The organism is Methylobacterium aquaticum, assembly GCF_016804325.1.
In the GTDB taxonomy this organism is placed as follows: Bacteria; Pseudomonadota; Alphaproteobacteria; order Rhizobiales; family Beijerinckiaceae; genus Methylobacterium; species Methylobacterium aquaticum_C.
In genome coordinates, this window is sequence record NZ_CP043627.1 from 132,600 (window position 1) to 145,636 (window position 13,037).

Consider the following 13,037-nt stretch of genomic DNA (forward strand, 5'->3'; position numbering starts at 1 on the left):
GGCGCGATCCGGGCGTCTGCCCCGCTTCTCAACGCGGATCGACCGTGCTATCTGGGCAGCTGCCGCGGGTGTAGCTCAATGGTAGAGCAGCAGCCTTCCAAGCTGAATACGAGGGTTCGATTCCCTTCACCCGCTCCAGCTTTTTGACCTTGCCGAGCAAGGCCTTGGACTGCCCTACCGTTGGGCTCACGTTCCCCGTCGCGATCTCTATGCCTGTTCAGGCCTGGTTCTGGCTCGCCCGGTGCTTGAGCCGCAAGGCTGCCACGGCGCGCGACTTGCCGAGCCCGCCCCGCACGTAGCGGGCCTTGGTCGATGTCGTAGCGTGGGCCGTCACGGCCTTCAGTGAATCGAGACCCGCGCCGGCCTGGGCGTGCATGTTGCGGATCTCATCCGGGATGCCCGCCGCCTTTGCGACCTTGCGCCGCTCCCGGGTGAAGACCTACTCGCCTTAAGGCTTGCCCGTCGCTTCGTGGATGATGAGCGGACCGACGCGCCGATCGGCTGGGACGTGCTTGAGCAGATCGAGGACGAGCGGGCAGAGCGTGAGGCCGTGGGCGGAGAACGCTCCCGTCTTCGTCGTGGCTTTGCGAATCACCAGATCCGCGGCGAGGTCAGGCCGTTCTGGCAGCGCCGGCCGTCGATCACGATGCCGGTCGCCTCGCCTCCATCCGGGATCGGCATCCGCTCGCCGATCACGTCGCGCTGGCGCAAGGCCGTCTCGAACTGGATCGCGGTGGCGAGCGCCAGCGATAGGTGCCTCATCTCCCGTGCCTTGGCGACAAATGCCTCGGCGTGAGCCAGCTGCATCGCGACGCGCCGCCGAACCGGCTGCGAGAACCGGGCCTGCGACAGCACGGTGTGCAGCCGCTGGCAGTCCGGCAACTCATCCATGATGCCGTAGGCGAATAGCACCCGCAGCTTCTTGATGATGCCGGAGGCCCGCCTGATCCGCTCCGGGCCGCCGGGGTCCTTCGGCTTCTTCGCCTCGTTGTAGCAGCGCCGGGAATCCTCATTCTTCAGGTGGGCGAGCGCCCGTTGGCCGGAGGCCTTCTCGATCAGCCGCGGCGTGCTGAGATCCGTCCGCCGCGTGTCGTGCTTCATGTTCGAGTGGAACGGGCTCGCCTCGTCGGTCTGGTACCGGCGCGAGCGGCTGAGCAAGGTCCCGTCGAAGCGATTCGGGTCGCGCTCGTGGCCGGACGACCATTCCAGCATCTCGTCCTGTAGCCGGAGGCAGGCCGCCGAGAGCATTGGCGCATCCTCGGGCTCATCGAGGCGGTAGGGCAGGCGGACCGTCTTCGGTTCGTAGCCCTGTTTCACGAGGTCGGCGCGGGCGACCCACACCGGTGCATCCGGCCCGCCCTCGCGCGCTCGCCGCTTCCGTGAAGAAATCCTGCCATCGTGCATCCTCGGCCTGACGCGTCAGCGCCGATGATGCACCATCACAATCCGGGACTGCATATCGAGCACGTCCGACCAGCGGCGCCCGGCACCTCGATGCCGGGGCAGGTCATCGTGCGCTCCCAGATTCACGCCGGACCGGCGCCCTCGACTACGGCCGATTGCACGGGCGAATCCGGGGGCACCGGGCGCGACCGGCGATGGTCATCGATCGCCACGAAGGTGAACAGGGCCTGGGTGACCTTGATTGTCTCCTCACTCTCACGGGCGCGGCGCCAAGCCTCGATCTGGATGCGGATCGAGGAGCGGCCCACCGCGACGATCTTCGCGTAGAGGCTGACCTCGTCGCCGACCACGACCGGCTGCAAGAAGGTCATGCCCTCGACCGCAATGGTGGCGCAACGCCCCCGCGCGCGTCGGGCCGCCACGTTGCCGGCGGCGAGATCCATCTGCGCCATGAGCCAGCCGCCGAAGATGTCGCCAGCCGGGTTGGTGTCGGCCGGCATGGCGATGGTGCGGATCACCGGGGGACCCCAGTCGGCGGCTTCGGGCGGAGTGCAGGACATCGGCAGGATCTGTCGCGAAAGAGGGCGAGGATGGAATCCTTCTTAAAGCGAACATCGCCCGGGGTAAGTCCGAAATTCGGCGCCGGGCCCGGCCCTTAGGCGGGTCTCCGAGTTTGTTCCATAACGTCGCTTATGCGAACGACCTCTGTGAGCGCTGGTTTGCAAGATGCGGAACCCGCGACCGTCGCGGCCGGCTCGCCGGTGACGCTGTCCTGGTCGAAGCGGTCCGCCCGCAGCGCGACAATCACCGCGGGAACGGAGTGTTCCAGTCGGCACCGGTCTCGCCAATCCGAGGGGCCGAGCGGCGGCGTCCTTACCGAGAAGGCTCGGGGAGCCAGCCGGTGGCCGCGGCGCCGCGCGGTGTCTGCTCGGACGATGGCCGGGCATGCCGCGACGGCCGTCGACCACCCCGGCGACGTCCCCGCCCGATCGTGTCCCCGAGCCGGATTGCCCGATCGGCTTTACGCAATCGCAACCTGCATACAACTACAGGTAGTTGATACCACCTGTCGCTACCCGTATCGTCGCTGTCGACGGCCCTACGGATCTCGCCGTCGCGTCTGGTGCAGGGTCTTGGGAGCGTTGCGGTGTACCCCTTGCCGTCCCGCGAAACGGATCGCCTGAAGGCGCTGCGCGCGCTCGACATCCTCGGAACCGCACCCGAGGAGCATTTCGACGCCGTGTGCCGCACCGCCCGGGCCCTCTTCGACCTGCCGGTGGCCGTGGTCTCCCTCGTCGACGAGGAGAGCCAATGGTTCAAGGCCAGATGCGGGTTCGATATCGACGGCACGCCCCGCGATGCGGCGTTCTGCACCTACGCCATTCTCTCCGACGAGGTTCTCGTCATCGAAGATGCCCTGCAAGACCCGCGGGTGCATGCGAGCCCCCTCGTGACCGGCCGACATGGGATCCGCTTCTACGCGGGCGCCCCCCTCGCGCTCGAGCCGGGGATCCGTGTCGGCAGCCTCTGCGTGATGGATACCGCGCCGCGCTCGTTCTCGTCCGAGCAGTGCCGCCAGCTTCAGGATCTGGCCCGCATCGTCGTGGGGCACCTGCGCCTGCACGAGGCGACCCGGCAGAGCATTGCGGCGCAGGAAGCCTTGCAGACCATGGCGGAGCGCCTGCACCTCGCCCAGGACTGTGCCGGAGCGGGTCTGTTCGATTGGAACCTCGCCGACGACACCGCCCATCTCTCGCCCGAGTCGCTGCGCCACCTCGGTCTGCCCGAGGACCGCTCGTCGCTCGTCACGCTGGAGGAATGGGCGGCGGCGATCCACCCGGACGACCTGCCGAAGGTGCGCCGGGAGGCCGAGCGCGCCCTGGCGACCTGCTCCGCATACCGGGTCGAGTTCCGCGTCCCGCTGCGCGAGGGCGGCGAGCGCTGCGTGCTCGGTCGCGGCCGCGTCATCACCGACGGGACGGGGAAACCTGTGCGCATTGCCGGAATCAGTCTCGATCACACCGAGCGCCTCCGGGCCGAGGAGAAGCTGCGCGCGAGCGAGGCCGCCCTGCGCATGAGCGAGGAGCGCCTGGCCCTGGCTCTCGACAGCGGCAGCGACGGCTTGTGGGACTACGACATCGTCACCGATGCGGCCTGGATTTCCGACAACTGGTCCAGGATGCTCGGCTACGTGCCGGGCGAGCTCAGGGTCGACCGGGGTACCTGGGTGCATCTGCTGCATCCGGAGGACAAGCCGCAGGCACTCCTGCGCATGAGAGACCACCTCGAAGGCCGCACGCCGGCCTTCGAGTGCGAGTATCGCCTGCGCCACAGGGAGGGAGGCTGGACCTGGATCCTGGCGCGCGGCAGGGTCGTCGCCCACGACGCGGCCGGCGCCCCCCTGCGCATCGTCGGCACCCACATCGACATCAGTGCCCGCAAGGCCGCCGAGAGCCGGGTGACGTGGATGGCAGGGCACGATGGGCTGACCGAACTGCCCAACCGCCTCCTGTTTCGCGAATGCCTCGATCGGCAGTTGCATGAACTGGAACGTCGGGGAGGATCGAGCGCGTTGCTGTGCCTCGACCTCGATCGGTTCAAGGCCGTCAACGACACGCTCGGGCACCTCGCGGGCGATGCCCTGCTGCGGGAGATCGCCCACAGGCTCAAGTCGACGCTGAGACGCGAGGACGTCGTCGCGCGCGTCGGCGGCGACGAGTTCGCCGTGCTGCTCGACGGGAACAACGGGTCCGAGAGGGCGGCCCTCGTCGCCGGGCGCCTGATCGAGGCGGTGCAAGCGCCCGTCGTCCTCGGCACGCACGACGCCGAGGTCGGAGTCAGCATCGGCATCGCGGTCATCCCGGCCCATGGCGACGAAGCCGAGGCGCTGCTCAAGCATGCCGATCTCGCGCTGTACCGGGCCAAGGCGGCGGGGCGGAACACCTTCCGGTTCTTCGAACCCGCCATGGAGGAGGAAGCCGAGAGCCGGCTCAGGCTCGGGATGGACCTGCGGCGTGCGCTCCAGCGCGGCGAATTCGAACTGCACTACCAGCCGATTCTCGACGTCGCGAGCGGGACCATCGTGTCGGCCGAAGCGCTGGTGCGGTGGCACCATCCGTCACGGGGACTCGTCCCGCCGAGCGACTTCATACCGGCGGCCGAGGAAGCGGGCCTGATCGTGCCGCTCGGCGAGTGGGTGCTGCGGGCTGCGACCCACGAGGCCCGACACTGGCCCGACCACGTGCGGGTCGCCGTCAACGTATCGACCGTGCAGGTGCGGCACGGGAGCCTGATCGCGGCCGTGCGCGCGGCCCTCGACGCCTCCCGCCTCGAGGCCGAGCGGCTGGAACTGGAGATCACCGAGAGCGTGCTGATGGCCGATGACGAGCGGGCGAGTGCGGTGCTGCACGACCTGCGAGGGCTCGGCGTCCATATCGCCCTGGACGATTTCGGGACCGGCTATTCCAGCCTGAGCTACCTGCGCCAGTTCCCGTTCGACAAGCTGAAGATCGACCGCTCCTTCGTCTCGACCAGCAGCGAGGTCGAGGCGGCAACGATCGTGCGGGCCGTCGCGGCGCTCGGGCGAGGGCTCGGCATGATCGTGACGGCCGAGGGGGTCGAGACCCAGGAACAGTTCGACATGGCGCGCGCGGAAGGCTGCACGGAGGTGCAGGGCTACCTCGTCGGCCACCCGTACCCGGCGGGAGAGGAACTGCGGATGCGCCTCGGTCAGGCGCCGGCGCGGGCTGTCCCTCGCAAGCGGGCGAGACGGTCTTCCGCGGCAGGCCGCACCGGGCGCTGAGGCCCGTCCCGGTCGTGCCGCCCGGGGCGGCGATGGCAGGACGCCGCGGGGCCGGCCGGCCGGTCATTCCTCATGCCCGCCGCCCGTGCTCCCACCACTCCCGGCGAGGAAATCGTAGGCCCGGTCGTAGGCGAGCCGGATCAGTCCCGCATGCCACGGATCGGTCATGTCCAGATCCTCCCAGGCCGGGCAGGCCCTGATGCGCTCGCGGACCCGTTCGTGCATGGCACGGGCGACGCGATCGAGCGGCTCGGAATCGACGGGCGGGTGAGTCACCGGCATTTCCTGTCATCCTGGAATCGGCGCCCACGGCACCGCTATCCTCGCCGCGCTGCGCAGCCGCGCCGATGCCGCACGTTTCCCGTCAGGGTCCTTGCCGACGAACGGTGCGCCCGGAGGACCATGGCGACACCGATCCGTCTCCTGCCGATCTCGACGGGCACCGGTTCACTCGATGAGGCAGGATGCGTCTCGATTGTCCTGACCATGCCGCAAGCTCCGGGGACCCGGCACTCGATGAACTTATTCGACGGCGGAATCCGTGGAACACGCATTCGGATGTTCCAGATTAAAAAGCAGCGATATTGAACTATTCGTCGATATAGGGGGAAAATGAGCGGGCCGACGACGGCAAATCATGCGAGCCGATGATGGCTCCCGAATATCGCCTCGCACATCGTCACGATCCCGCTCTCGGCGCGCATCAGCATCTGGGCCTTGCGGCAAGCGGAGGCCACCGTGCGCGAGCCCACGAGATCCTCGACCACCCGCGCCGCCCGCCGCGGCGTGAACCGCCAACGCCCCATCGAAGCCCCGACCCCGAGGCGCACCACCCGCTCGGCCTCGTCGGCATGGTCGAACGCGACCGGCACGATCAGCTGCGGGCACCCGGCCGCCAGCGCCTGCGCCACCGTGCCGACCCCGCCATGGTGGATCACGGCGGCGCAGTCCGGCAGCAGCCGGCTCAAGGGAGCGTAGGGCACGTGCATGATGCCGGGCGCCAGGTCGGCCGGTATCTCGTCGGGCCGGCCGGCGACGAGGAGGCCGCGCCGGCCCGTGCGCCGGCACAGGGCGACGGCCGTGGCGAAGAATCCGTGCGCGCCGGCCATCGCCGAGCCGTAGGTGAATGCGAGGGGTGCCGGGCCCGCCCGCAGGAAGGCGGCGAGGTCCGGAGAGAGGTCGGGCGTGTCGCCGAACAGGTCCGCGAGGGGGAAGCCGAGCTGGATGATCTGGGCCGGCCAGTCGGCCTGGGGCGGGGCGTACCAGTCGGGCACCGCGAGCAGGACGCGCTCGGGGCTGTGCCACCAGTGGCGCAGGCGCTTGACCGGGGCGAGGCCGAGGCGGGCGCGGAAGGCGTTGAGGGGTGGCAGCGCCGCGGGGCCGAGGACGAACCGGTCGGCGCCGCGGCCGATCGCGTGGCGCCAGCCCGCGGGCAGGAGGCGGGGAAGCGGCAGCCCGGGCAGGCGGGGCGGAGCGAAGCGGCTCTCGACCAGCATCGGCATCAGGTGCAGCGTGGTCAGCGACAGGCCGAGGCGCTCCTGGGCGACCCGGGCGCCGAGCGCAAGGGTGGAGGCGACGAGGCGATCTCCGGGCCGAGCCTCGGCCTCCAGCCAGCGATAGGTCGGCTCGATCGCCTCCGTGACCGCCTCGAGCATCGTGGTGGCACCCCGAATCGGCCGCCACAACGCCGATTGGCGGACCACGCGCTCGAAATCCATGTCGGTTCCGATGGCATGAAACGACAATCCGGCGCGAACGGACAAGGCCTCGAATGGGGCGGGTGCCGCGAGGTATACCTGGTAACCACGCTCCTTCAACGCCGATCCGAGGGCGATGATCGGCAGCACGTCTCCGTGGGTGCCTATTCCGGCGAGAAAGACGCGTCTGCTCACGCCATTCGACATGGACGTACCCATCGCTATCGAGAGCCGGGACGCTGGAGGCGCCGGACGCGCGCCTCCCGTCATCGATGTTGCAGATCGACCCGAGGGCGGACGGTGCGCCCCCGCTCGATGGTGCCGTCCAGGGATACGGCCCCGCTGCAGCGACGAGCCTCCGCTCCCGGCCCGGGCAGGAGGAAGGTCGCCGGGCCCCGGCCCGCCCTCGGCGGCTCGAGGTTCGTGCGCGCCTCGAGGAGGCAAAGCCGCCCGGCGACCTATTCCGCCGCCATCCGTACCGGCTGGTGACCGGTCAGCGAGCCGTAGACCGCGTCGAGGAAGAGCCCGTCGAAGGTCTGGGCCCAGGATAGGTCCGGCAGGACCAGGCGCTGGCGCGCGCGGGTCTCGAAGTCCTCGGCCCGGATCACCGCCGTCCGGAGAGCCGCCTCGACGCCTTCGAGCGTCGGCTGGCACGGCACGATGTTGCGACAGACACCCTGCAGGTCGCGCTCCGACCGATTCTCGTACGTGTTGGTGACCACGACGGCGCCGGTCGCCGCGAACTCGAACGGCACCACGCTCGGATGCGGCGCGAGCATCAGGCTGACGCCGACGTCGATGCTGCCCATGAAACGCTCATAGGCCTCGAGCGGCATCTTCTGAACCATCTCGAGCTGGTGCCCCGGGCTCAGGGGCAGGACGTGGTCCTGGCGCAGGCTGCCCAGGCCGACGAACCGCCACCTTTCGTCGAACAGACCCTCGGCGCAGAGCCGGCGCAGGGCGAGATAGGCCAGCTCGAACAGGTTGCGCGCCGCATGCATCTCCGGGCGGGCATAGAGCGCGAGGGTGCGGGTCTCCCGGTCGCGGGTCGGCTGGAGCTTCAGGCGGGTCGGGACGTGCTCGAAGACGAAGAAGTCCCTCCCCTCGCGCGGCGCCGTGCGCCCGCGCCCCGAACCGACATCGGCGAACGGTCCGATCTCGCGCGCCCGGAAATACTTCGACAGGAAGCGGCTGTTGTACAGCGGCACGTGGTCCAGGCGGTAGGCTTCGTCGGTCAGCGCCCGCGTCGAGCCGCACTCGTAGAAGATCGATTCGTGTTCCTGTGCGAGCAGCAGGAACCGCTTCGCCCAGGTCTTGCGCAGGAAGGGCTGGACCACGTAGCCGTCCCAGACCGAGTAGACGACGAAGGTGTCATCGGGCGTGATGCTGATCGACGGGCTGGCCTTGCGGTTGACGTAGGCCGCCTGCGTCACGACGGAGACGAGTTCGCGGTCGCGCTCTCGATGGGCGAAGTAATCGGTGCCGACGACCGGGTCGTCGGTGATGAAGATGCCGATCCGGCGGCCGGTGCGCGCCGTCGCCTTGATCAGCTCGAACACGGCCTTGTAGCCGCCGAAGCTGATGTCGGGGTTGAGCGTCGGCAGGCAGAACCAGGTCCGGGGCTCGCCCGGCACCACCCGGCAGGGAATCGCCTCCATCCGGCGCTCGATATCCTCGGCCCGCTGGATCAGTTGCGGTTGGGTGACGCCCGCCATCCTGCATTCGAGAGCATAGCTCAAATCATGCTTGGGACGGCGATGCTCGCTCTTTCCGCTCATGACGTAGTGATGGTACCCGGACTTGATGTCCCCGGCCTTGAACGCCGCGTTCACGTCGCCGTAGAAGGTCCGATACCACATTTCGTCGAAGTCGGGATTCGGGTTGTTGCCGCTCCGCGCGCCGATATCCCGGTAATGCGCCAGCGCCTCGTGCGGGCCGGCATCCGCGTTCAGGTAGGTCGCCGCGTAGTAGGCGTGGTCGAACTCGTTCAGCAGGACCGCCTCGAACAGGTCGGCCGCATTGCGGTGCGCGTTGAGAGGCGTGTGGCCCATCCGCTGGCCGAAGAGCTGGTAGAAGGTGAAGCTGTCGACGATCGGGAAGCTGTCGATGAACCGGCGCACCACCGGGAAGAGGGCCATGTAGGCCTCGGCGTCGAACGCCGAGGCGGCGAGCGGCGACCCCGGGGGCGCCTCGCCGAGGGAGAGCGCCATGGCCGGGTTCGGGGGGCGCCCCTCCCGCAATCCGTAGTCCACGAAATGGACGAAGCCGGAATGGACCTCTCCCCGCTCGACCGCCTCGCACACATCGCCGTTCGCCTCGAGGTACCATTCCTCGTCGAAGAAGGGATTCGGGCTCGGACGCATCCCGGCCGGAGCGGCGAAATAGGCCTCGAGCGGATCGGTGCCGGCGGGAAGCCCGCCGAGGCGGCGGGAGGCCAGATCCCTGTCGAAGCAGGCCGCGATGTCGTGACGGCTCCGCTCGCCGAGCGCCAGGTAGCGCCGGCGCCCCTGCTGCAGGTCCCTCGCATCCCCGGGCAGTGGAGCCGATACGACCGCGACGGGTGCCCGCGGCGCGAGCGCGGCGCTCGTGACGTCTTGTCCCTCGGCAGAGGGAAACAGTGTGGCCAAGACGTCCTTAGGCTCAAGCTGCATCACGAGGCTCCCGGTCATTGCAACCATCGAGTGTGGTTTACGATGTATGCAACTGATTCGGAGGGGCGCACCAGACCTTTTCGCGGTTTCCTGACCACAATCTCAAGTTGTGATCATTTGGTCACATGATGCCGGCCCGGCGCTCCGATCCCGCTCCCCGTCCCGAGACGCGCGACGATTGATGGTTGCACACCCTAACAAATACAACTAATCCCTAAGCACGCAACCACCGATGGAAGGCCCATGACTGGCTCATCCGCTGCGCGTGCGCCGCTTGCCGACGCCGATCGTCTTTCCCTGTCCGCCGTGCCGCCCGGCCGCGTCACGGGACGGTTCCCGCCCGGCGCGGATCACCCGGGCCGGGTCGGCCTGCGCTGCGACGGGGTGAATTGGGCGACGGTCCCGGTGGCGGCCGACCCGGCCGGCGGTGCCTTCACGGCCGACCTGCCGTTACTGCCGAACGTCCCCGCCGACCGGACGGTCCGGCTGGAGGTCCTCGACGGCGCGGCCCTGCTCGGTCACCTCGACGTCGCCCCGGACACGCGCCGCAACGGCCACGGGCTCGACGCGCGGAGCGTCCACGCGGTGTACGACCGTCCGATGTTCTCGGTGCCGTGGATGCGGTTCGACGGCGCCCGCCTCACGGTGTCGGGCTTCCACCTGCCGCCCGACGGCGACCCCGGCCGTCTCTCGGTGCGCCTCGACCACGGCGTGGCCTACACGTTCGACTACCCCCAACGGGCGCCGGACATCGGGAATCATTTCTGGTACTGGCCCAACGGCGAGCTCTCGAGCTTCATCCTGACGATCGACCTGCCGGCGTGCCGGCCCGGCAGCGACCCGTTCTGGTTCGAGTTCACCTATCCGGGCATGGATGACGGCCTCGAGGCGATGCCGGAGGCGGTGCGCCGGGCACGCCGGCGGGTCTCCATCCCGTCGCGGCTCGACTCCGCGATCTGCTTCCCGCGGGACGCCAACCAGCTGACCCGCGTCCAGACCTGGTCGTCCGACCAGAGCGTGACGATGACCGGCTACGGCACGTTCCGGACCATCGAAGCCCTGTTCGCCCATTACGGGGTCCGGCGCCGGCCCGGGGTCGAGATCCTCGACTGGGGCTGCGGGCACGGCCGGGTGGGCCGGCACTTCATCCAGAACTGGCCCGAGGCCCGGATCACCGGCGCCGACGTCGATGCCGAGAATGCGGGCTGGTGCGCCCGCCACCTCGACGGCCGGTTCGTCACGGTGCCGCTCCTGCCGCCGACGGCCCTGCCGGAGGGCCGGTTCGACGGGATTTTCGGCATCTCCGTGATGACCCATCTCACGGCCGAGGCGCAGGATGCCTGGCTCGCCGAGATCGCCCGCCTGCTCAAGCCCGAGGGCGTCGCGCTCATCACCTTCGCGGGTCCGGCGGCGACGGCCTACTCCTCGGTGCACCGCAGCCCGGATTGGTGGCGGGCCTGGACCAAGGGCGGATTCGACGACAGCCAGCACGACCCGGCCCTCGACGGCAAGATCGGGGACGATTCCTACTACCGCAACACCCACCATACCGAGCAGTACACGCGGAGCGTGTGGTCGCGGCACCTGGATGTCGTCGACATCGTCCCGAGCGCGATCGGCTACCAGGACATGGCCGTTCTGCGGCGCCGCGCCTGATCCCACCCGCCCGAACGCAGCACCGGAGATCCCGCGATGAACGTCGTCACGCGCGCGCCCGTCCCGGCCGCGGCCTGGACCACGCGCACCCTCGAGGCCGACCGGCCGGTCCAGACCGATCCCGCGGCCACGCTCCTCGACCGGCTCGCGCGCCATGCGCGCCGCACGCCGGACAAGCCGTGCCTGATCCACCATCAGGACGAGCGCTACAGCGTCCTGACCTTCGCGGACGTCCAGGCCCTCGCCGAGCGCGTCGCCGTCACCCTGTCGCGGGCGGTCGCCGGGGCCCCGGCCCCGCAGGAGGCCCCGCTCTCGCGGGTGGTGCTGCTGTTCCTCAAGCACCACCCGGTCCAGCTGCCGGCCTATCTCGGCACCATGATGGCCGGTCTCGTGCCGTCCTTCATGGCGTTCCCGACGCCCAAGCAGGATCCGGTCCTGTACTGGAAATCCCACGCCGCCCTCATCCGGCGCATCCGCCCGGCGGTGATCGTCACCTACCCGGAGATCGCCGGCGACCTCGAGGCCCTGTGCGCCGGGTTCGGCACGAAGGTGCTCCTCATCGACGAACTCTCCGCCGGGGATCCCGGGGCTGTGCCGGGCCCGCTGCCCGGGCCGGGGGACACGGCGCTGCTGCAGCACTCCTCGGGGACGACCGGCCTGAAGAAGGGGGTGGAGCTCACCTTCGGGCAGATCGAGGCCCAGGCGACGGCCTACGCCCCGGCGATCGGGCTCGGGCCGGACAGCACCGTGGTGAGCTGGCTGCCCTACTACCACGACATGGGCCTGTTCACGGCCTTCCTGATCCCGCTGACGGTCGGGGCGGCGGTGGTCTCGATGGATGCCTTCGCCTGGGTCGGGCGGCCGGCGAGCCTGTTCGAGCTGATCGAGCGCTTCCGCGGCACGCATTGCTGGCTGCCGAACTTCGCCTTCCGCCACCTCGTGAACACGGTCCCGCGGGAAGAGGCGGGCGGCCGGCGCTACCGGCTCGACAGCATGGACGCGTTCGTGAGCTGCTCGGAGCCGGTGAAGAGCGCGTCGCTGCGCGACTTCGCCGAGGCCTTCGCGGGATTCGGGATCCGGCCCGAGCAACTGACCGCCTGCTACGCCATGGCGGAGACGGGCTTCGCCGTCTCGCAATCGGACCCGCTCCGGCACGAGGCGGTGCGGTTCTACGCCGCTGAACCGCTCGGGACGAAGGGCCGTGCCATCGCCGTCGCACCGGACCATCCGGGGGCGCGCGCCCTGGTCTCCAACGGCCCTCCCCTCGAGGGCGTCGAGGTCCGGATCCTGGCGGGCGCCGCCGCGCCGGGCGGCGAAGGCGCGCCCGTCGGCGAGATCGCGGTGCGCGGCAGCATCGTGTTCTCGGGCTACTACGAGGATCCGGCCGCCACCGCCGCCGCCCTGGCGGACGGCTGGTACCGCACCGGCGACATCGGCTTCATCGACGGGGGCGAGCTGTTCATCAGCGGCCGGATCAAGGACGTGATCATCGTCCACGGCCGCAACTACTACGCCCACGACATCGAGGAGGTCGTGTCGGCCGAGGCCGGCGTGGTGCCGGGGCGGGCGGTCGCCGTCGGGGTGGCGAACGAGGAGGTCGGCAGCGAGGACGTCGTCGTCCTGGCGGAGACCCGGACCGTCGACGAGGCGGCGCGGAAGGCGCTCAAGCGTGCCATCAAGCGGGCGATCTTCGACCGTCTCGAGCTGACGGTCCGCAGCGTCCACCTCGTCGATCCCGGCTGGCTCACTAAGACGAGCAGCGGAAAGATCAGCCGCTCGGAGAACCTGGCCCGCTACCGGGCCGAGCACACGACCGCGAGAGGATGA

9 protein-coding genes and 1 tRNA gene are annotated in these 13,037 nt (G+C 69.6%); 4 read left to right on the plus strand and 6 right to left on the minus strand.

Annotated elements, in window-relative coordinates; all coding sequences use genetic code 11:
- The first annotated feature begins 64 nt into the window (after positions 1-64).
- A tRNA-Gly gene (locus F1D61_RS00580) sits at positions 65-138 on the plus strand.
- Positions 139-217: 79 nt separating this feature from the next.
- Here the strand turns inward: F1D61_RS00580 and F1D61_RS33745 are convergent.
- The 3 genes from F1D61_RS33745 to F1D61_RS00590 all read right to left on the minus strand — a co-directional run bounded on the left by F1D61_RS33745 (position 218) and on the right by F1D61_RS00590 (position 1,964).
- Positions 218-376: a hypothetical protein gene (locus tag F1D61_RS33745; RefSeq protein ID WP_246775655.1), complete on the minus strand. Its 159-nt coding sequence runs from the start codon at positions 374-376 to the stop codon at positions 218-220.
- Positions 377-591: 215 nt separating this feature from the next.
- Positions 592-1,341, minus strand: a complete 750-nt coding sequence (locus F1D61_RS33750; protein ID WP_246775656.1) for a hypothetical protein — start codon at positions 1,339-1,341, stop codon at positions 592-594.
- Between the two features lie 185 nt (positions 1,342-1,526).
- Positions 1,527-1,964, minus strand: coding sequence for an acyl-CoA thioesterase (locus tag F1D61_RS00590; RefSeq protein WP_203156069.1), 438 nt, complete (start codon positions 1,962-1,964; stop codon positions 1,527-1,529).
- 587 nt (positions 1,965-2,551) lie between these two features.
- Here F1D61_RS00590 and F1D61_RS00595 point away from each other — a divergent pair.
- On the plus strand, positions 2,552-5,206 hold the full coding sequence (locus F1D61_RS00595) for a sensor domain-containing phosphodiesterase (RefSeq protein ID WP_246775657.1): 2,655 nt from the start codon (positions 2,552-2,554) through the stop codon (positions 5,204-5,206).
- 63 nt (positions 5,207-5,269) lie between these two features.
- On the opposite strand, the gene F1D61_RS00600 is transcribed toward F1D61_RS00595, so the two are convergent.
- The 3 genes from F1D61_RS00600 to F1D61_RS00610 form a co-directional block, all read right to left on the minus strand.
- The gene (locus tag F1D61_RS00600) at positions 5,270-5,482 is read right to left on the minus strand and encodes a hypothetical protein (protein WP_203156070.1); all 213 of its coding nucleotides are present in this window, start codon (positions 5,480-5,482) and stop codon (positions 5,270-5,272) included.
- 359 nt (positions 5,483-5,841) lie between these two features.
- Complete coding sequence (locus F1D61_RS00605) at positions 5,842-7,122, minus strand: glycosyltransferase (RefSeq protein ID WP_348649411.1); 1,281 nt, start codon at positions 7,120-7,122, stop codon at positions 5,842-5,844.
- A 239-nt stretch (positions 7,123-7,361) separates the two neighbouring features.
- Entirely contained in the window at positions 7,362-9,554 is a 2,193-nt protein-coding gene (locus tag F1D61_RS00610; protein WP_203156072.1) for a hypothetical protein, read from the minus strand.
- 243 nt (positions 9,555-9,797) lie between these two features.
- Between F1D61_RS00610 and F1D61_RS00615 the strand changes: the two genes are divergently transcribed.
- Complete coding sequence (locus F1D61_RS00615) at positions 9,798-11,210, plus strand: class I SAM-dependent methyltransferase (RefSeq protein ID WP_203156073.1); 1,413 nt, start codon at positions 9,798-9,800, stop codon at positions 11,208-11,210.
- A 36-nt stretch (positions 11,211-11,246) separates the two neighbouring features.
- The gene (locus F1D61_RS00620) at positions 11,247-13,037 is read left to right on the plus strand and encodes an AMP-binding protein (protein WP_203156074.1); all 1,791 of its coding nucleotides are present in this window, start codon (positions 11,247-11,249) and stop codon (positions 13,035-13,037) included.

Bases quoted from the DNA above. Each gene is read 5' to 3' on its own strand.
- F1D61_RS00605 (WP_348649411.1), bottom strand. From the start codon at position 7,122: ATGGGTACGTCCATGTCGAATGGCGTGAGCAGACGCGTCTTTCTCGCC.
- F1D61_RS00610 (WP_203156072.1), bottom strand. From the start codon at position 9,554: ATGCAGCTTGAGCCTAAGGACGTCTTGGCCACACTGTTTCCCTCTGCC.
- F1D61_RS00615 (WP_203156073.1), top strand. From the start codon at position 9,798: ATGACTGGCTCATCCGCTGCGCGTGCGCCGCTTGCCGACGCCGATCGT.
- F1D61_RS00590 (WP_203156069.1), bottom strand. From the start codon at position 1,964: ATGTCCTGCACTCCGCCCGAAGCCGCCGACTGGGGTCCCCCGGTGATC.
- F1D61_RS00620 (WP_203156074.1), top strand. From the start codon at position 11,247: ATGAACGTCGTCACGCGCGCGCCCGTCCCGGCCGCGGCCTGGACCACG.
- F1D61_RS33745 (WP_246775655.1), bottom strand. From the start codon at position 376: ATGCACGCCCAGGCCGGCGCGGGTCTCGATTCACTGAAGGCCGTGACG.